We start from the raw sequence: 19562 nt of genomic DNA, 5'->3' as shown, positions 1-19562 counted from the left end.
CATGAACTCCTGCCATGGCACTGGAAAACCCTTCACCTCACCAATAATACCATCCCACCCTGATTACGCTCGCGGCTCTCTCCGGATGCTTACTCTACGACGCCTATGCGCCGTCGATCTTCGTGACGGGCGGGTACATCGCCTCGTCCGGTGGAATTATCGGCTGCGTCGTCGCCATTGGCCTGTCGATCCTTCGGGCGCGGGAGGCCCGGAATGTCGCCACGTATGGCTCAGCCCGCTGGGCTGACGTTGGCGAGGTGACGGAAGCCGGGCTGCTCGACCCTGACGGTGTGGTGCTGGGCCGATGGGATCGGGACTATCTCCGGCATAATGGTCCAGAGCATGTCCTGTGCTTTGCGCCGACCCGTTCGGGCAAAGGTGTCGGGCTGGTCGTGCCAACGCTGCTGACCTGGCCGGGCTCGGCCATCGTTCATGACATCAAAGGCGAGAACTGGGGGCTGACCGCCGGATTTCGTGCCCGGTACGGGCGTGTGCTGCTGTTCGACCCGACCGATCCGGCGTCCTCGCCCTACAATCCGCTGCTGGAGGTTCGGCGTGGCGACAAGGAGGTACGCGACGTCCAGAACATCGCCGATATCCTCGTCGATCCCGAAGGCGCGCTGGACCGGCGGAATCATTGGGAGAAGACCTCGCACTCCCTGCTGGTGGGGGCGATCCTGCATGTCCTCTACGCCGAGCGGGACAAGACGCTGGCCGGTGTCGCCAATTTCCTCTCCGATCCGAAGCGGCCGGTGGAGGCGACGTTGCGCGCCATGATGTCCACGCCGCATCTCGGCAAGGCTGGTGTGCATCCGGTCATTGCGTCGTCTGCGCGGGAGTTGCTGAACAAGAGCGACAACGAACGATCGGGCGTCCTGTCCACCGCCATGTCGTTCCTGGGCCTCTATCGCGACCCCGTGGTGGCAAAGGTGACGGCACGATGCGACTGGCGCATCGCGGATCTCGTGTCCGGTCGCCAGTCCGCGAGCCTCTATCTCGTCGTACCGCCATCCGACATTGCCCGCACCAAGCCGCTGATCCGCCTGATCCTGAACCAGATTGGCAGGCGGCTGACGGAGGATCTGCACGTCTCCGCCCATCGGCATCGGTTGCTGCTGATGCTTGATGAGTTTCCCGCCCTCGGTCGGCTGGATTTTTTCGAGAGTGCGCTGGCCTTCATGGCGGGGTATGGGATTAAATCCTTCCTGATCGCGCAGAGCCTCAACCAGATCGAAAAAGCCTACGGCGCGAACAATAGTATTCTCGATAACTGTCATGTCCGTGTTGCCTTCGCCACCAACGACGAACGCACCGCCCGGCGGGTGTCGGACGCGCTCGGCACCGCGACCGAAATGCGTGATTCCACCAATTATGCCGGTCACCGGCTATCGCCCTGGCTCGGGCATCTCATGGTGTCGCGACAGGAAACGGCACGACCGCTGCTGACGCCCGGCGAGGTGATGCAGCTTCCGCCGACCGATGAACTGTTGTTGGTCGCGGGTGTGGCCCCCGTTCGCGCGAAGAAAGCCCGCTATTACGAAGACGCACGGTTCATGGAGCGTGTCCTGCCGCCCCCGGCTACTGGGACGAAACGCCCGTCCGCGCCCCCGTCCGATGACTGGTCTGCGCTGGAGGTAGGGGTTCCATCAGGAGGGCCAGCACCGGATGGCAGTAATAGGGCTGGTGACGATCCGGCCAATTCCGGTATTCGCCGCGAACCGGAATTGCCAGAGCATGAGGACGTCGCGCCGCCCGAGCGGCCGGGTATGCAGGAGTTCGATGTGCTCGACGACGAGCCGGATGTCGATGCGGCCAGGGCGCGCGCCATACGCCAGCAAGCCCGCTCCGTTGCGCGGCAGGCGACGATGGACCCGGCCGACGGTCTCGATCTGTGAGGATGCCCATGTCCAGCAAGACCCGCATGAATGTGTATTTCGAGCCGGAGCTTCTGAAGCAGGTCGAAGCGCTGGCGTTGCGGCGCAACGTCTCGAAGTCAGCGGTGATTGAGGCCGCTGTTGCGTCCTTTCTTTCGGCCGACGCTTCAGAGCGGTTGGAGGCGGTGTTCGCCCGCCGCATGGACAGGATCGACCGCCAGATTGCCGGGATGGACGAGGACCTCGCCATTATGGGCGAGACGCTGGCATTGTTCATTCGCTTCTGGCTGACCGTCACCCCACCGCTGCCCGACAGTGCCCAGGCATCGGCCAGGGCGAAAGGCGTCGAACGGTTCGAGGGTTTCCTGCAATCGCTCGGGCGGAAGCTGGCGACGGGAGATCGCTTTCTCAGGGAACTGTCGCGGGACATCGACACGCGGCGCAATCGTGGGGAAGACCCCCAGTAATCGTCAGATTGCGTGGGGCTGCCAAAAGGATTCGTCAATCCCGCCGATTACCGCCGTTTCCACGCAATGGCCGCACGGTCCGCAATAGTTGTTGAATCGAGCCGAAATGGCCCTCTTTTAATCATCCCCGTGTGGGGACCATCTGTTCCGGTCCCGTTCGAGCGGGGATTAGATGGCGGTTTCGCACCATAATTCGGAAAGCCAGGCACGCGGCATCTCGATGCTGCGCACGGCGATGGGACCGGCGATCGCGGGGCACCTTGCCGATCCCGCCGTGGTCGAGGTGATGCTCAACCCCGACGGGCGGTTGTGGATTGACCGGTTGTCTGAGGGACTATCCGACACGGGCGAAACCATTACCCCCGCCGATGCCGAGCGCATCGTGCGTCTGGTCGCACACCATGTCGGGGCGGAAGTGCATGACGCAGCGCCACGCGTGTCAGCGGAACTGCCGACCGGGGAGCGGTTCGAGGGGCTGTTGCCACCCGTGGTGACGGCCCCGAGTTTCGCCATCCGCAAGCCCGCCGTCGCGGTGTTCACCCTCGACGATTATGTCGCCACCGGGATCATGACGGTGGGGCAGGCGGATTTCCTGCGCCAGGCCGTTGCCGAGAGAAAGAACATTCTGGTCGTGGGTGGGACATCCACGGGCAAGACCACGCTGGTCAATGCCCTGCTGGCCGAAGTCGCGAAAACCGACGATCGCGTCGTGCTGATCGAGGACACGCGCGAACTGCAATGCGCGGCACCCAATCTGGTGTCCCTGCGCACAAAGGACGGCATCGTCACGCTGTCCGAGCTGGTCCGTTCGGCCCTGCGGCTGCGGCCTGATCGTATCCCGATCGGCGAGGTGCGCGGTCCCGAGGCGCTGGATCTGCTCAAGGCCTGGGGCACGGGTCATCCCGGTGGGATCGGCACGCTGCATGCCGGCACCGCCATCGGTGCCCTGCATCGCATGGAGCAACTGATCCAGGAGATCGTGGTCACCGTGCCCCGCGCGCTGATCGCCGAGACGATCGACGTGATCGCGGTCCTGTCCGGGCGGGGCACGCAGCGCCGGTTGTCCGAACTCGTCACCGTGGACGGGCTCGATCCCGCCACAGGCGCTTATTGCATCCATCCCTTCCAGCATTCGGGAGAATCCCAATGAACCTCACGCTGTTCCGCGTGCGTCGGCACGCGCCGCTCCTTTCCGCCGTGCTGCTACTGTCCATCGCATGGTGCTCCTCGGCCCTGGCGTCCGGTTCGGACATGCCATGGGAAGAACCGCTCAACCAGATCCTGGAATCCGTGCAGGGACCGGTGGCGCGCATCGTGTCGGTGATCATCATCACCGTGACCGGCCTGACCCTGGCCTTTGGCGAAACCTCGGGTGGCTTCCGTCGCCTGATCCAGATCGTCTTTGGCCTGTCCATCGCTTTTGCGGCGTCCAGCTTCTTCCTGTCGTTCTTCTCCTTCTCCGGGGGAGCACTGATCTGATGGCGGGATATGACGATGATGCCGTGCCGGGTTTCCATGTCCCGGTCCATCGGTCCCTGACTGACCCGATCCTGCTGGGCGGGGCTCCCCGTACACTGGCGATTGCCAACGGCACGCTCGGGGCCGCGATTTCTCTGGGGCTGCGGCTGTGGCTGGTCGGCGCCCTGTTCTGGATCGTCGGCCACGGGCTCGCGGTCTGGGGAGCGAAGCGCGATCCGCTGTTCGTCGAGGTGGGCCGGCGGCATCTCCGCTATCCCGCCTGGTTGCGGGCATAGGGAGGGCAGGGCGATGATGTCCCTTGGCGAATATCGCAACCGTGCTGCCCTCCTTTCGGATTTCCTGCCCTGGGCCGCTCTGGTCGCAAAAGGCGTCGTGCTGAACAAGGACGGTTCCTTCCAGCGCACAGCAAAGATACGCGGCCCCGATCTCGATAGCGCAACACCCGCCGAACTGGTTGGGGTCACCGGACGGCTGAACAATGCCCTGCGCCGTCTCGGCTCCGGCTGGGCCGTGTTCGTGGAAGCGCAGCGCGTTCCCGCCACGCTCTATCCCGAGAGCGATTTCCCCGATGCCGCCAGTCAGATGGTCGATCTGGAACGCCGGGAGCAGTTCGAGGATGAGGGGGCGCATTTCGAGAGCCGGTATTTCCTGACCCTGGTCTGGCTGCCACCGGCGGAGTCTTCCGATCGGGCTTCGCGCTTTCTCTATGAAGGCCGGGAGCGTGACGGGCCGGACCCGCACGGCATGCTTCATGTGTTCGTGGATCGCTCCGACCGGATGCTGGCCCTGCTGGACGGGTTCATGCCCGAGGCCGCCTGGCTCGATGACGGCGAGACGCTGACGTATCTGCACAGCACCATTTCGACCCGGCAGCAGCGGGTCCGGGTGCCGGAAATTCCCATGCATCTCGATGCCCTGCTGGTGGACCAGCCTCTGTCGGGTGGTCTGGAGCCAAAGCTGGGAGATGCGTACCTGAAAACCCTGACCATTACCGGTTTCCCGTCGCGGACCTTTCCCGGAATCCTGGATGACCTGAACCGGCTGGCCATGCCCTATCGCTGGTCCACCCGCGCCATCCTGCTCGACAAGACCGACGCCACCAAGGTTCTGACGAAGATCCGGCGGCAGTGGTTCGCAAAGCGGAAATCGATCGCGGCCATCGTGCACGAGGTCATGACCAACGAGGCGTCCGTCCTCGTGGACAATGACGCTGCCAATAAGGCGGCCGATGCGGATCTGGCGTTGCAATCCCTTGGTGCTGATGACGTCGGACAGGCCTATCTCACCGCCACCGTCACAGTCTGGGATGGCAGTGCCAGCATCGCGGCCGAGAAACTGCGTCTGGTCGAGAAGATCATTCAGGGGCGGGACTTCACCTGCATGACGGAAAGCCTGAATGCCGTGGAAGCCTGGCTGGGGAGCCTGCCCGGTCATGTTTACGCCAATGTCCGCCAGCCGCCGGTCTCGACACTGAATCTGGCCCATATGATTCCGCTCTCTGCCGTCTGGGCCGGACCGGAGCAGGATGGGCATTTTAACGCCCCGCCGCTGTTTTATGGCAGGACGGCAGGAGCCACACCCTTCCGGTTTTCCCTGCATGTCGGGGATGTCGGTCATACCCTGATTGCCGGCCCGACAGGGGCCGGAAAGTCAGTGTTGCTGGCTCTTATGGCGTTGCAGTTCCAGCGATATCAGGGCGCACAGGTTTTCGCATTCGATTTTGGCGGCTCGATGCGCGCCGCCACGCTGGCGATGGGCGGGGATTGGCACGATCTCGGTGGTGGCCTGACGGACGGGGATACAGAAACCGCGCCCGTCGCCCTTCAGCCCCTGGCGCAGATTGACGATCCCGATGAGCGCAAATGGGCCAGCGAGTGGCTGGGGCAGATCCTCGTTGGCGAGGGGGTGACGCTGACGCCGGACGTCAAAGCCCATCTCTGGTCGGCCCTGAATTCCCTCGCGTCATCGCCCGGCCATGAACGCACGATCTCCGGTCTGGTAGCACTCCTCCAGTCCAACGCCCTGAAGCAGGCGCTGGCCCCATACTGCCTGGGTGGTCCTTATGGCCATCTGCTGGACGCCGATGCCGAACGTATCGGGGATGCCGATGTGGTGGTGTTCGAGACCGAAGGGCTGATCGGCTCCGGCGCGGCATCATCCGTGCTGTCCTATCTGTTTCATCGGATCGAAGGCCGTCTGGACGGCCGCCCGACGCTGCTGGTGATCGACGAGGGCTGGCTGGTTCTCGATGACGGAAACTTCTCCGGTCAGTTGCGGGAATGGCTGAAAACCCTGCGCAAGAAGAACGCCAGCGTCATCTTCGCCACGCAATCCCTGTCGGACATTGCCAACAGTCCAATCGCACCTGCGGTGGTGGAAAGCTGTCCGACGCGGATATTTCTTCCCAACGAGCGCGCCATCGAGCCGCAGATCATGGCGATCTATCGGGATTTCGGTCTGAACGACCGGCAGATCGCCATCATCGCCCGTGCGGCGTCCAAGCGGGAATATTACTGTCAGACCCAGCGCGGCAACCGCCTGTTCGAACTGGGCCTCGGCTCGGTGGCGCTGGCGTTGTGTGCCGCGTCGGGGAAGGACGATCATCGACTGATCGATAGCGTGCTGGCGGAACACGGGCGGGACGGTTTTCTGTCCGCCTGGTTCGAGGTACGCGGTGTCACGTGGGCGGCGGACCTTCTGCGGGAAGGGGGCGTGCCATGATGGAAAAACTTTTCCGTATCCGGGCAAAAGATTTCCACCCTGGATGTGTCGTGGCCATGGGAACGGCTCTGGTTTTTCTCATGCCGGTTGTGTCTGCATCTGCGCAGTGGGCGGTCTATGACGGCGCGAACCACGTCGAGAACGTGTTGATCGCCGCCCGCACGCTCCAGCAGATCGACAACCAGATCACGTCACTGGCCAATCAGGCGCAGATGCTGGTCAATCAGGGGCGTAATCTGGCGAGCCTGCCGCTATCGACATTGTCATCGCTGCAATCATCGATTTCCCAGACCACGGCACTGCTCGCGCAGGCGCAGAACATCGCCTACAGCGTCCAGTCCGTCGAGCAGCAGTATCAGCAGGCGTACACGTCCGTGTCGTCCGGTATGTCCGATAGTACCCTGTTCAGCCAGGCACAGACACGCTGGCAGTATTCCGTGGGCGGGTTCGAGGACGCGCTGAAATTGCAGGCGCGGGTGGTGGGCAACATTCCCTCTGACAGCAGCGCCATGAGCCAGCTTGTATCGGCCAGCCAGACCTCCACCGGGGCGTTGCAGGCCGCGCAGGCGGGAAATCAGCTTCTGGCCCTGCAATCGCATCAGCTTTCCGACATTCAGGCCGAACTCGCCGCCAACGGCCGCGCCACGGCCCTGCAACAGGCGCGTGATGCCGCGACGGAAGCGGAAAGTGACACGCAGTATCAGCACTTTTCGCAGCATGACGCCTATGCACCGGGAACGGTGTCCATGTTCGGCAGCAATGGGAACTGACGGCCATGGCCACCAACGACGTGGGCGTTATTGATACCTTCCTGAACACCTTCACGACCACGATCGACAGCGGTTTCGGCCTGCTGAAAGGAAATGTGGTTTCGCTGGCGGGATCGCTGTCTGTGCTCGATATCGCGTTGGCCGGGCTGTTCTGGGCTTGGGCGGCGGATGAGGACATCATCCAGCGTCTGGTGAAGAAGACGCTGTATATCGGATTCTTTTCTTTTCTGATCAACAATTTCGATCATCTTGCGAAGGTGGTGTTCGACAGTTTCGCCGCCATGGGCCTGAAGGTCGGGGGTGGCGGTCTGGCACTGTCGGATTTCCTCCGTCCCGGCCGACTGGCCGCGACGGGGTTCGATGCGGCCCAGCCGCTGCTGGAGTCCGTTCATAATCTTCTCGGCCCTGTCGCATTTTTCAAAAACTTCATCCAGATTTTTGTGCTGTGCCTGTCCTGGCTGATTGTGCTGGCGGCGTTCTTCATTCTGGCCGTGCAGCTTTTCGTGGCCCTGATCGAGTTCAAGCTGACCACGCTGGCAGGCTTCGTGCTGATCCCCTTTGCCCTGTTCAACCGGACGGCCTTCCTGGCGGAGAAGGTACTGGGCAATGTCGTCTCCTCCGGCGTGAAGGTGATGGTGCTGGCGGTGATCTCCGCCATCGCCTCGGTGCTCTTCCGGCAGTTCAACATCTCCTATGGCGATGCCGTGCCGACCATCGGCCAGTCTGTCTCTGTCGTGCTGGCCTCGGTATCGATCGTGGGCCTGTCCATTTACGGCGGCAGCATCGCCAATGGGCTGATCTCCGGCGCGCCACAGCTTGGCGCGGGCGCCGCTGTTGGCACAGGCATGGCGGTTGGCGCGATGGGCGCTGCTGCTGTTGCCGGTGTCGGGGCTGTCGCATCCGGTGGCGCCGCAGCCCTCGGCGCCACGGCTTCTGCCGCGCGTGGCGGAGCCACGATCGCGGGGGCCGCCAATACGGCTTATTCCATGGGTGCCATGAATGCCGCTGGCGAAACTGCCGGTGCCCGCATGGCAGCCGGGCTGGGCGGTGTCGCCCGGGCGCCGGGCAGCGCTGCCGCAAATGCCGTGAAGAGCAAAATGTCGTCTGCGGCGAACACCATGAAACAAAGCTACGGCGAGGGCGCGCGAGGGGCTTTCACCGCGACAGGCGGACGCTTCACAGGTGGGTCATCGTCCGATGCGAACGGCGGGCAGTCTGGTGGTTCGTCCGGTAACGGCGGAGGGGGTGTTGCCGGCGGCAGTTCTGGCCCCGAGGGTACGCCACCCCGCTGGGCGCGAAGCATGAAGCGCCGCAACGCAGCCACCCATGCTGCCGAGGCCGCCCATATCATCCGCTCCGCCGATGGCGGTGGCGGGTCCACCTCCATCGATCTCTCGGAGAAAGAATGATGTTCCGTCGCTCCACAACACGCTACGGGACCACGCCTGAGCCCGTCACTCCCTATCAGAAGGCAGCGCAGGCATGGGACGAGCGCATCGGCTCCGCCCGCGTGCAGGCCCGCAACTGGCGGCTGATGGCGTTCGGTTCTCTGTTCCTGTCCGCCAGTCTTGGGGGCGGGCTGGTCTGGCAGTCCGCGCGCGGCACCATCACGCCGTGGGTCGTGCAGGTGGACCGGCTGGGGCAGGCGCAGGTCGTGGCGCCGGCCACGTCCGGCTACATGCCCGCCGATCCGCAGATTGCCTGGTATCTGGCGCAGTTCGTCCACGACGTGCGCGCCCTGTCATCCGATGCCGTCGTGGTCCGGCATAACTGGCTGCGCGCCTACGATTTCACCACCACGTCCGGCGCGGTGGCGCTGAACGATTATGCGCGGCTGAACGATCCATTCTCGCGCATCGGGCATGAGCAGGTCGACGTGGACATCGCCTCGGTGATCCGGGCCTCGCCCGGTAGCTTCCGGGTCGCCTGGACCGAGCGCCATTACCGCGACGGCGCGTTCGCCGGCACCGAGCGCTGGACCGCCATCGTGTCGGTTGTTCTGCGCACGCCGCGCGACGCGGATCATCTGCGGAAAAATCCGCTCGGTATTTACGTCTCTGCCATCAACTGGTCTAAGGAACTCGGACAATGATCCGCACCCTCACGCGCGCATTGCCGTTGCTGACCCTGCCGCTGGCCGGATGCGCGCAGCATTATCATCCGCCGGTTATTCGTTATGATGACGCGGCTCAGGCCGTGCGCCAGCCCGATCCGCCGAAGCCTGTGCAGGTGGTGGAAGTTCCGCAAATCCTTCCCCTGCCGGGCCAGCTCAAACCGCTTCCGTCCTTGCGGCGTGCCCATGTCGTGCCCGAAGCGGCTGATCCCACCGTGCGCGTGACGCAGGCCAATCTTGCCGCCCGCATCCAGCCGACACGAGGCGGCTATGTGAACGCGGTGCAGGTTTACCCCTACAGCGCGGGTGCGCTCTATCAGGTCTATGCTTCGCCCGGCGAGATCACCGACGTTATGCTGCAACCCGGCGAGAATCTGGTCGGCACTGGGCCGGTCGCGGTGGGCGACACCGTGCGCTGGATCGTCGGCGATACCACCAGTGGCGCGGGTATGACCAAACGGGTGCATATTCTGGTCAAGCCGACGCGGCCGGACCTGACCACCAATCTGATCGTCAATACCGATCGGCGGACTTATCTCGCCGAATTGCGGGCGACGCCTGCGACCTACATGGCGTCTGTGTCCTGGGACTATCCCGAAGATGACCTGATTGCCCTGCATCGGCAGGACAGTGACGCCGACGAGGTCACCCCGGTGGAATCGGGGCTGAATCTCGACACGCTCAATTTCCGCTACGCGATCGAAAGCGTGAAAGGTGGGATGCCGCCTTGGATGCCGCTGCGGGCGTTCGATGACGGGCGAAAGGTGTTCATCGCGTTTCCGTCCGGTATCGGGCAGGGCGAACTGCCCCCGCTCTTTGTGCTCGGGTCCGATGGCGGGCCGGAACTGGTGAACTATCGGGTCCGGCAGAACTGGATGATCGTCGATCGCCTCTTTGCCGCCGCCGAATTGCGGCTGGGCGACAAACATTCCGAGCAACGGGTTCGGATTGTCCGCACTGACGGCAGGAAGTCATGAGCGACACCGAGGAGCGCAAGGATGGAGGAGGGGGCGTTGCTGGAAACGGAAGCGCAACGGGACCGTCCCCCGATCTGCGGCTGCGCGCGCAGCGTCCGCCGGTCGTAAAGCTCTCGCGCCCCGTCATCTGGACATTGGGTGCCGCCGGAGTGCTCGCCATCGGCCTCGCGCTGGGCTACGCGCTACAAAGCAACACGCAGAAAGGGCCGATTCAGGCGGCGCAGGACACGGACGCACGGGCCTCGGCCGACGGGCTGTCGGCACTCCCCAGCGACTATACCAATACACCGAAGCTGGGGCCGCCTTTGCCCGGCGATCTGGGCAGGCCGATCCTCAACGCACAGCGGCAGGGCCGCGCGGGACCGCTTCTCGGCATGGGGGATCGTCGCGGTGACCAGGAGATCGAGGCGGCGCGGACCAGCCGGCTCTTCGCGCAGGTCGAGGCGCGAGAAGGGCAGGGTGCGCAGACAATTCCGGTCATGGCCACCGCTCCCGGAGCACAGGCATCACCGACCAGCCCCGATCAGCAGACCGGCAATCGCGCCTTTCTGGCAGGTCCGCCCGATCGTGCGATGGCCAGCCCCGATCGCATCATGCCGCTGGTCTCGCCCTACGTCCTCCAGGTTGGCACCGTGATCGCTGGAGCGCTGAACACGAAGCTCAGCTCTGACCTGCCCGGCCAGATCGTCGGGCATGTGACCCAGAACGTCTATGACAGTCCGACCGGCCGGTTCTTGCTGATCCCGCAGGGTAGCACCCTGTTCGGGGCCTATAACAGCGGCATTTCCTTCGGGCAGCAGCGCACCCAGATTATCTGGACGCGGCTGATCTACCCGAACGGCGACAGCCTCGTCCTGGAAAAGCTGCCCGGCGGCGACGCCATCGGCCAGTCGGGCCTGTCGGATGAGGTGAACAACCATTGGGGCCAGCTCTTCAGGGCAGCGCTGGTCACGACTCTCCTCAGCGTGGGCTCCGAAGCCGGGACGTCATGGAACGAGAACAATCTCATGCAGGCCATCCGGAGCGGTGCAAGTAACGGTTTCTCCACGGTCGGCAACCGTCTGATCGATCGCAGCCTGAACATTCAGCCCACCCTGACCGACCGGCCGGGCCTGCCGTTCACGCTCATTCTGAACCGCGATCTGGTTCTAAAGCCTTGGACACAGGAGGAAATCCACCCATGACGAAGCTGAAGCTCGGTCCGATCGAGGATGACAAGCCCGTGAAGGTCACGCTGGAGTTGCCGGCCACCCTGCATCGTGATCTTGTCGCCTATGCTGAAATCCTCGGTAGCAGCCCCGGACAGAGTGCCCCTGATCCCATGCGTCTCATCGTGCCCATGCTGGAGCGTTTCATCGTCACTGATCGTGGTTTCGCCAAGGTGCGGAGACAAAACAAGGCGATCAGATAAAATGCACGATTTGAGATACGCTATCACATTACAACATTGATGCGGGTGAGTTTGATCGATTTTCAAGCCGTCGGCAGGGGGCGGATCTGAGCGAATAGCTTGACGAGAGCATCTTTCTAATTCAGACCGCATTATAGCGTACTAGGATCGTCAGCCAATGGGAGGCGACCGCCCCCACTGAAGGAACCTATGACCACTGCGCGTCACATCGTTGCCCTGCTGCAAAGCCATATCGCTGGAGACGAGCAACGCTTTCTCTCCGTTGCGACGCAATTGGCCGCTCACGAGGCGCGTCAAGGGCATGGCAAGCTTGCGCAGGAATTGCGAGAGTTGGTTGAGGCAGCAAAAGGTAAAGACGCGACAGTTGCCCGACGCGGTGCTGGCCCCGTGCCTATCGCGCAACCTAAGGGCGAACTTACAAACCTTCTTTCTGCGCGTTATTCTAACATTCGCCTCAACAGCATGGTGCTGACACCAGCACTCGGAGAACGAATTCGCCGAGTGCTGACGGAACAACGTCAACAGGAGCGGCTTCGTGCGCGGGGGCTTACTCCCCGTCGAAAGATCCTTCTTGTTGGGCCGCCAGGCTCCGGTAAAACCATGACGGCTGCCGTCTTGGCAGGCGAACTTAAGTTGCCATTGTTTACAGTCCTTTATGACGGGTTAATCGGGAAGCTGATGGGGGAGACGGCAAGCCGCCTTAGACTAGTGTTCGATGCCATTGCCGTTCAGCGCGGTGTCTACTTCTTTGATGAATTTGACGCTGTCGGTGCTCAGCGCGCTGGCCCAAATGACGTTGGCGAAATCCGACGTGTACTTAATTCATTTCTTCAATTCATCGAGAACGATGATGGGCCGAGTCTCATAGTGGCGGCGACAAACCATCCTGAGCTGCTCGATAAGGCACTATTTCGTCGATTTGATGATGTAATTACTTATGGGCTGCCAGATACTAAGATCGCGCGCGGAATTCTGGAATCACATTTGGCGACATTTAAATTGAAATTGATCAATTGGGATCAAGTGCTTAAAGCCACAGATGGTCTCAGTCAGGCGGAGATCGCTCGTGCCGCAGAGGATGCGGCCAAGATGGCCGTTCTTGGTGGAACCGAGAATGTTGACCAATCTATGCTGCTCGCTGCGCTCGCGGAGCGTAAGGCGGCTACGTTTTGATTTTTTAGAGCGCTATGGTGGATATGAAGCGAGATCGACCGCACCTGTATATGGAAGGGGGCGGAGAGAAAGAACTTTATACTTCGCCGAAGCGAGGAGACTCAGGCTTGCCGCCTGCACGAGTTCGGGCCGCGCATGCCCATAAGCTTGAACAGGCTATTGGTAATGCGCTCTCAGAGGCTCGCCGTAAGTTGGCAACGCGCGATGAGGCCGTAGCCGAGGGCGAGCGTGGTTTTTACCTGGAGTTTGAGATTCCCGCAGCCGAGCGAGCTGCTGTAGACGGGTTGGAGAATAAACCCAAGTCGATCGAATTAGTTGCGGTAAGACTGCCCGAGGACGGAGAAGATCTGATTTCAGCCACGGTATTTGTGCCGGAAAAGTCTGCTGATTTTTTTGTCAAGAAGATCAAGGCCTATCGCGACGAGGACACAAAAACGGGCAAGCCAAAAAACGAAGCTCTTGTTGCTCGGATTGAAGATATTCGTTTGGCTGCTCTTCGTTCTCTTTTTACCGATGATATGACGTTGTTTCCTCAGGCCGAGCGTCAGGCTTGGTGGGAAGTGTGGTTGCGTGAAGATAGACTTGGGACATTTCGGGCGGTTGCGGAACGCCTGAATGTCGTTCTGAAAGAGCACATAATCAGCTTTCCAGAACGGGACGTTGTGCTGGTACTTGCGAACGAAGCCACAATGGTGCGGTTGGTTGGAAATACCGATGCAATCGCTGAATTAAGGATTGCGAAGGATACTCCATCGCTATTTCTTGAAATGGGTGCCGTTGAGCAGGTTGAATGGGCGGCCGAACTTGCTGAGCGGGTCAACCCGCCATCAATTCTGGCACCTGCGGTCTGTGTTCTCGATAGCGGGACGACCCAAGGGCACGTTCTCATTGCGCCAGGCCTCGATCCTGCGGATCAGCACGCTTACGATAATTCATGGGGCGTGGGGGACAGTGCTTTTTGGAACGGCCATGGCACCGCAATGGCTGGCGTCGCGTTGTATGGGGATCTCGAAGCGGCACTGAGTGGAAACGCTGCCATCAATTTGCAGCACCGTTTGGAGTCCGTGAAGATTTTGTCGCCCAGTGATCAGAATGATCCTGAACTTTATGGTGCCGTAACAGAGGTAGGGATCACCAAGGCAGAGACGTGTGCACCGCGCCGACGGCGCGTGTTTTGCATGGCGGTGACTAGTGACATCGGCTTGGGACGTGGCCGTCCTTCTTCATGGTCAGCGGCTATCGATCAGCTTTGTTATGGCAACGGGATTCATCGTCGTTTAATAGTTTTGGCGGCAGGAAACTTGCGAGGCGATATTGTCGCTGCGGAATATCCTGACGCGAATGACCTTGCAGAGGTTGAAAGCCCAGCTCAAGCATGGAATGCGCTTGTCGCTGGCGCTTACACGGATAAAATTACCATTACGCATCCGGACTATGCCGGCTGGGAAGCTATTGCACCTGCGGGAGACTTGGCACCAACTAGTCGCACGTCAGGAATATGGGATCGGCAGTGGCCGATCCGTCCCGATGTGGTTTTCGAGGGCGGTAACCTTGCCTATGACGGAGTTAATCCGGCCTCGGCAATCGACGATCTTCAACTCATTACAACGCATTTTCGGCCGAATGTTCGCTTGTTTGACGTATTTGGTGATACCAGTGCGGCAGCGGCCTTAGCGGCTAATCTATCGGCTGGTATTATCGCCGCCAGGCCTGAACTGTGGCCGGAGACGGTACGAGGATTGGTGGTTCATTCGGCTGAGTGGACACCGGCAATGCAAGGTCGCTTTAATGCCGCCGTCAATCAGACGCAGAAGATGGCGATGTTGCGTCGTTATGGCTGGGGTGTACCAGATCTTGGACGAGCGTTGATGAGTGCCCTAAATGATGCGACTCTCATGGTGGAGGACGCTCTACTACCCTTCCGAAAAGACGGCTCAAACATTAAAACAAGGGATATGAATTTACATCATCTACCGTGGCCGCGTGATGAGTTGCTTGCGCTCGGTGATCAAGATGTGGAATTGAGAGTGACCCTATCTTACTTTGTTGAGCCTAATCCTGGCGAAAGAGGTTGGACGCGAAGGCATCGTTATGCTTCCCATGCTCTTCGTTTTGCTGTGAAACGCTCCCTCGAAAGTCTTCAGCAGTTCCGGACACGCATTAATAAGGCTGCCGAGGCGGAGGAAGCTGGTGCAATGGGGAGCGCGCCTGGAGGAGACAATTGGGTATTGGGCTCGATACGGGATCGTGGCTCAATCCACTCCGATATATGGCGTGGAAGTGCGGCCGCACTTGCGGAGCGTGATGCTGTTGGTGTGTTCCCGGTCAGTGGCTGGTGGAAAGAGAAGCCTGGTTTGCAGCGCTGGGATCGGTCGGTACGATACGCACTTCTGGTGTCGATCCGTGCGCCTGGCGCGGAAGTCGACCTTTATACAGCAATCGCCAATAAGCTGGCTGTAGCAGTTCCCGCTTCTTGACCAGAGTTATACGGCTGTTTCCATTATATTTTTGTGAGTAAGCGTCACGACTAAACAGCAAACATTAGTGATTGTCGGTATCGGGGGCTGCGTGCCCCCGCAACCATCTGAACTTGCGATGCCAACGCATCAGGAACCCCAGTCCGGAAACGGGCTGGGGTTTTCGTTTGTCCGCTGCCCGACGCAACTGTCAGGATGCCAGCCAGATCGCCCCGGACGTCGATCTGTAGTCCCTTGTCGGACGGGGTGAGGATGATCGCCTCGATCAGCGAGCGGATCACCTCGGCCGCCTCCTGGCGTTTCTCGTCCAGTTCGGAATGCAGCATGTCATGCAGGCGCGCGAGTTGCCGGTGGTAGAACTCCGCCATCTGGGGATGGAGCAGGGGAGGCGGCGCCTCGGCGGTGGCGAGGAAGTCCGTCAGTTCCGCCTTGCGGGCTTCGAGCTTGGAGCCGCGCTCCTTGACGGTTTCGATCGAGATCGCTTCTGAAAGATAGAGGTCCATCAGCCGCTGGATGTCGCGTTCGACCCGCTTCAGTTCCGCCTCTGATGCGCCGATGTCGGCCGACGCTTCCATGCGCAGCCGGTTCATCTCGGTGGTGAAGGCCGTGCAGAACTCGGCGAACAGCTCCGAATCCATGAGATGATGACGCAGGGCGTCGAGCACGCGCCGCTCCAGCTCCTCGCGACGCATATTGGTCCGGTTGTCGCAGGTGCCTTTGTTGCGCGCCGTCGAGCAGCCGAGCAATGCGCCAGAGATCATCGAATAGCCGCCACCGCAGCAGCCGCATTTGCTCAGACCGGAGAAGAGATAGCGGGGGCGGCGCTTCTCGCGGAAATGATCGGGCGAGGATGTGTCGCGTGTGTCCCGGCTGGCGCTGACGCTGGCCTGCCGCGCCTTGACCGCGTCCCACAACTCCTGGTCTACAATCCGAAGCTCTGGCACCTCCTGGATCACCCATTCGGAGTCCGGGTTCATCCGAGCCTGACGTTTGCCGGTATCGGGATCCTTGATGAAGCGCTGGCGGTTCCACACCAGCTTGCCCACATACATCTCATTATTGAGGATACCGGTGCCCCGTGCGCGGTTGCCGGTGATGGTCGAGAAGCCCCAGGCGCCGCTGCCTGGGGCTGAAATGCCTTCGTCATTAAGACGGAAGGCAATCGCGCGCGGTCCCAGACCTGCCGCGAAGTCGCGGAAGATGCGGCGGACCACGTCCGCTTCTGCGGGATTGATGGTGCGGTCGCCCCGGATCGGCTCCCCATTGGCGTCGAGCCTGCGCACCACGTCGTAGCCGTAAGCGTTACCGCCGCCGGACTTGCCCAGTTCCACACGCCCCCGCAGGCCGCGATGGGTTTTCTCGGCCAGATCTTTCAGGAAGAGGGCATTCATCGTGCCCTTGAGGCCGACATGAAGGTGGGAGACTTCTCCTTCGGAGAGAGTGACGATCCGTACGCCGGCATAATTCATGCGCTTGAAGACGCCCGCGATATCTTCCTGGTCGCGGGAGAGGCGATCCATCGCCTCGGCCAGCACGATCTGAAACCGTCCGCGTTGTGCATCCGCGATCAGCGCCTGGATGCCGGGCCGCATCAGTGAGGCACCCGAGATGGCGTGATCGGTATACTCCTCGACGATGCTCCAGCCCTGTTTGTCCGCGTGGGTACGGCAGACGCGAAGCTGGTCGGCGATCGAGGCGGCGCGCTGGTTGTCGGACGAATAGCGGGCGTAGAGCGCGACCTTCATGGTGAGGCATCCCTTACGGTCCGGAGCGGCGGCGCTGCTCCTGTTGCTGAGACCGGAACCAGTCCCGTGCCGCACGGCGTGCCATGAGGCGGATGAGCGCCATCAGGCGCGGGTCGGGGGCATCGGGGCGCATGACAAGCCGTAATTCAGGCTCGGGCGGCCGATACGCCGGGGCAATGGACTGGCTGGGTCTGTCCGTCATCGTCGCTCTCTTCCGACCGCATGGCAAGGAAAACAGACACACGATCCGGACAGATGACTGTTATTTCAATGGAAAACGGGAATATGAGAGGGCGCGTCCATGCGTGCTCAAGCGTACGGAATCGTAGTTATGGGTAGTCCCGGATACAGGCGCGTCGTACAAATACTGGCGTAAGACGGGCAGACTGGACGCTCTCGTGTGGTCAACTTGCGACAAGCGTCAGGCGAGATTGTTCCTCTGGGCGCCCTGTATACCCGTTACCCCATAATGTTGCCGGATCAGATCGCCCAGCCCGGTGGCCGCGCGAGTGAGTTGCCCCGCACGCGAGTGAAGCACCAGATCGATCGAACCAGGAGACGGCAAGGTCTGGTTCACGATACTCGGGACAAGACCTTCTGTCAGATCCTCAGCAAGAGGGGATACCCCCAATCCGGCGTTAACCGCAGCCAGAATGCCCGCGAGTGAAGGACTCACATAGGCGACTGTCCAGGGAATCCCGGCTTTTTCAAGCGCCCTGATGGCGCGCTCACGATAGATGCAGGGTTCGGGAAATACGATCAGGGGCACAGTCCCGGTGGTAGAGGCCAGTCCCATCCAGACCACGGTACGCCTGGCAAGAATTTCACCTCCGGCAGCGCGGTCCTGCTTGGTCAGCACATGGTCAAGGCGCTGTACATCTAGGGCAGACAGGAGACGGTCGCGGTTACCAACCTCCACCTCGAGGCGAGCGTCGGGATGTTGTCGGGCAAAATCAGCGAGAAGCTGCGTAAAGCCACGTCCGCTGGCAAAATCGTCTGGCAGACCGACCCTTACAAGACCAGTGAGAGAGGTCCCGGCCAGACGTGATCGGGCCTCCTGGTCCAGCCGCAGGATTTCACGCGCATAACCGATGAGTTCCCGCCCCTGAAGCGTCAGTGCGACAGACCCGCCACGATCGCGCTCCATCAGCCGATGGCCAGCCTGTTCTTCCAGACGCTTGATATGACCGCTGATTGTCGACTGGGTGGCATTGAGATGCCGTGCGGCTTCCGTGAAGCCACCGGTGTCAATGACGGTCAGAAAACTGCGAAGGCAGATCGGCGAAAGCATAGCTTTTCTTATCGTAAAAGGCGATATGATGTAATTATATATCTGTTTCTATGCTAAGAAGAAAGCGCGCATAGCAGGAGCGGAGGTACGCTCATGCAGCACATAACGATCACAACATCCCAACTCGACATTGCGTGTCGGATATCAGGACCGGAAGACGGATTTCCAGTAATCCTGCTTCATGGGTGGCCGGACGACGCGCTGACATGGAACCGGCTCCTGCCGCATCTGCATGCGGCTGGTTTCCGGACTTATGTGCCCTGGCTGCGCGGTTGCGGCCCAACGCGTTTTCGGGAGGCAGATATCCCTCGAAACGGGCAGCTTGTGGCTCTCGCCCAGGATATGCTCGAAATGGCGGATGTCGTGGGGATTTCCCGTTTCAGCATCATTGGACATGACTGGGGTGCGCGAGCTGCCTACATCGCCTCTGTTCTGGCACCTGACCGGATAGCAGTGTGCGTGGCCCTATCCGTGGGATGGGGAACAAATGATGCTGGTCAGGCCATGTCTTACCGTCAGACGCAGAATTACTGGTATCACTGGCTGATGGGGCTGGACCGTGGCGCTAAACTCATCCGGAACGATCGCCAGAAATTCATGCGGTATATCTGGTCGATCTGGAACCTGGGATGGCAAATCCCCGAAGACGAATTCGCAGCGACGGCTCAGGCGTTCGAAAATCCCGACTGGGCAGATATTACGCTGCACTCCTATCGCGTGCGCTGGGGGCTGGCTGAGCGTTCCCCGGTATTCGAAGAGCTTGAGAAACGTGTTGTTGCCGACCCGATCATTCATGTGCCCACGCTGGTCATCCACGGGGGTGATGACCCGTGTAACGATCCGGAGACGTCAGCCAGTAAGGATCATCTGTTCAGGGGTCATTATGAGCGGCGTGTTCTGCCCGGAACCGGTCATTTTCCCCAGCGCCAAAGTGTGGCTTTGGTGGCAAAATTCGCTATCCCTTTTCTCCTACAAAACGGAAGCTGACCGATAAAACATATCGGTAACCACACGATCTGAGTGAAGCTATTAACCGGGGACTTCACCGTAAGCATAAGTAATTG

General features: G+C 61.0%; 18 protein-coding genes. 15 read left to right on the top strand and 3 right to left on the bottom strand.

Annotation, left to right across the window (positions count from 1 at the left end; all coding sequences use genetic code 11):
* Positions 1-59 precede the first annotated feature (59 nt).
* The 14 genes from HNR55_RS13330 to HNR55_RS13265 all read left to right on the top strand — a co-directional run bounded on the left by HNR55_RS13330 (position 60) and on the right by HNR55_RS13265 (position 15462).
* Positions 60-1895 carry a conjugal transfer protein TraG gene (locus HNR55_RS13330; RefSeq protein WP_456304235.1) on the top strand — a complete coding sequence of 612 codons (1836 nt, stop codon included), beginning with the start codon at positions 60-62 and terminating at the stop codon, positions 1893-1895.
* 2 nt (positions 1896-1897) lie between these two features.
* Positions 1898-2341, top strand: a complete 444-nt coding sequence (locus HNR55_RS13325; RefSeq protein ID WP_427941435.1) for a ribbon-helix-helix domain-containing protein — start codon at positions 1898-1900, stop codon at positions 2339-2341.
* A gap of 172 nt (positions 2342-2513) precedes the next feature.
* On the top strand, positions 2514-3491 hold the full coding sequence (gene trbB / locus HNR55_RS13320) for a P-type conjugative transfer ATPase TrbB (protein WP_166116060.1): 978 nt from the start codon (positions 2514-2516) through the stop codon (positions 3489-3491).
* The gene (locus HNR55_RS13315; protein WP_061471198.1) at positions 3488-3820 is read left to right on the top strand and encodes a TrbC/VirB2 family protein; all 333 of its coding nucleotides are present in this window, start codon (positions 3488-3490) and stop codon (positions 3818-3820) included. Before trbB ends, HNR55_RS13315 begins: the two co-directional genes overlap by 4 nt.
* A complete protein-coding gene (locus tag HNR55_RS13310) occupies positions 3820-4095 on the top strand; it encodes a VirB3 family type IV secretion system protein (RefSeq protein WP_061471197.1) in 276 nt (91 codons plus the stop codon). Before HNR55_RS13315 ends, HNR55_RS13310 begins: the two co-directional genes overlap by 1 nt.
* A 13-nt stretch (positions 4096-4108) precedes the next feature.
* Entirely contained in the window at positions 4109-6541 is a 2433-nt protein-coding gene (gene trbE, locus HNR55_RS13305; RefSeq protein WP_166116062.1) for a conjugal transfer protein TrbE, read from the top strand.
* Positions 6538-7311, top strand: a complete 774-nt coding sequence (trbJ, locus tag HNR55_RS13300; RefSeq protein WP_061471195.1) for a P-type conjugative transfer protein TrbJ — start codon at positions 6538-6540, stop codon at positions 7309-7311. The genes trbE and trbJ overlap by 4 nt, the downstream gene beginning before the upstream one ends.
* A gap of 5 nt (positions 7312-7316) precedes the next feature.
* Complete coding sequence (gene trbL / locus HNR55_RS13295) at positions 7317-8720, top strand: P-type conjugative transfer protein TrbL (protein WP_166116064.1); 1404 nt, start codon at positions 7317-7319, stop codon at positions 8718-8720.
* The gene (gene trbF, locus HNR55_RS13290) at positions 8720-9403 is read left to right on the top strand and encodes a conjugal transfer protein TrbF (RefSeq protein WP_166116162.1); all 684 of its coding nucleotides are present in this window, start codon (positions 8720-8722) and stop codon (positions 9401-9403) included. Before trbL ends, trbF begins: the two co-directional genes overlap by 1 nt.
* Positions 9400-10401 carry a P-type conjugative transfer protein TrbG gene (gene trbG, locus HNR55_RS13285; RefSeq protein ID WP_166116066.1) on the top strand — a complete coding sequence of 334 codons (1002 nt, stop codon included), beginning with the start codon at positions 9400-9402 and terminating at the stop codon, positions 10399-10401. The genes trbF and trbG overlap by 4 nt, the downstream gene beginning before the upstream one ends.
* A complete protein-coding gene (locus tag HNR55_RS13280; RefSeq protein WP_166116068.1) occupies positions 10398-11585 on the top strand; it encodes a TrbI/VirB10 family protein in 1188 nt (395 codons plus the stop codon). The genes trbG and HNR55_RS13280 overlap by 4 nt, the downstream gene beginning before the upstream one ends.
* Positions 11582-11812, top strand: a complete 231-nt coding sequence (locus HNR55_RS13275) for a DUF2274 domain-containing protein (protein ID WP_166116069.1) — start codon at positions 11582-11584, stop codon at positions 11810-11812. Before HNR55_RS13280 ends, HNR55_RS13275 begins: the two co-directional genes overlap by 4 nt.
* A 189-nt stretch (positions 11813-12001) precedes the next feature.
* The gene (locus tag HNR55_RS13270; protein ID WP_061471189.1) at positions 12002-12985 is read left to right on the top strand and encodes an AAA family ATPase; all 984 of its coding nucleotides are present in this window, start codon (positions 12002-12004) and stop codon (positions 12983-12985) included.
* Between the two features lie 23 nt (positions 12986-13008).
* The gene (locus HNR55_RS13265) at positions 13009-15462 is read left to right on the top strand and encodes a S8 family peptidase (protein WP_242005592.1); all 2454 of its coding nucleotides are present in this window, start codon (positions 13009-13011) and stop codon (positions 15460-15462) included.
* 50 nt (positions 15463-15512) lie between these two features.
* Here the strand turns inward: HNR55_RS13265 and HNR55_RS13260 are convergent, their stop codons facing one another.
* The 3 genes from HNR55_RS13260 to HNR55_RS13250 all read right to left on the bottom strand — a co-directional run bounded on the left by HNR55_RS13260 (position 15513) and on the right by HNR55_RS13250 (position 18498).
* The gene (locus HNR55_RS13260; protein WP_166116073.1) at positions 15513-17207 is read right to left on the bottom strand and encodes a recombinase family protein; all 1695 of its coding nucleotides are present in this window, start codon (positions 17205-17207) and stop codon (positions 15513-15515) included.
* Positions 17208-17220: 13 nt separating this feature from the next.
* Positions 17221-17409, bottom strand: coding sequence for a hypothetical protein (locus HNR55_RS13255; protein WP_166116075.1), 189 nt, complete (start codon positions 17407-17409; stop codon positions 17221-17223).
* A gap of 219 nt (positions 17410-17628) precedes the next feature.
* A complete protein-coding gene (locus HNR55_RS13250) occupies positions 17629-18498 on the bottom strand; it encodes a LysR substrate-binding domain-containing protein (protein ID WP_166116076.1) in 870 nt (289 codons plus the stop codon).
* A 93-nt stretch (positions 18499-18591) separates the two neighbouring features.
* On the opposite strand from HNR55_RS13250, the gene HNR55_RS13245 reads away from it, so the two are divergent.
* A complete protein-coding gene (locus HNR55_RS13245) occupies positions 18592-19485 on the top strand; it encodes an alpha/beta fold hydrolase (RefSeq protein ID WP_166116078.1) in 894 nt (297 codons plus the stop codon).
* Positions 19486-19562: the final 77 nt, after the last annotated feature.

Source organism: Acetobacter lovaniensis (genome assembly GCF_014207635.1).
Taxonomy (GTDB): Bacteria; Pseudomonadota; Alphaproteobacteria; order Acetobacterales; family Acetobacteraceae; genus Acetobacter; species Acetobacter lovaniensis.
Note: the sequence above shows the minus strand (reverse complement) of the source record. Positions and strands in the feature narration are given on the sequence as shown.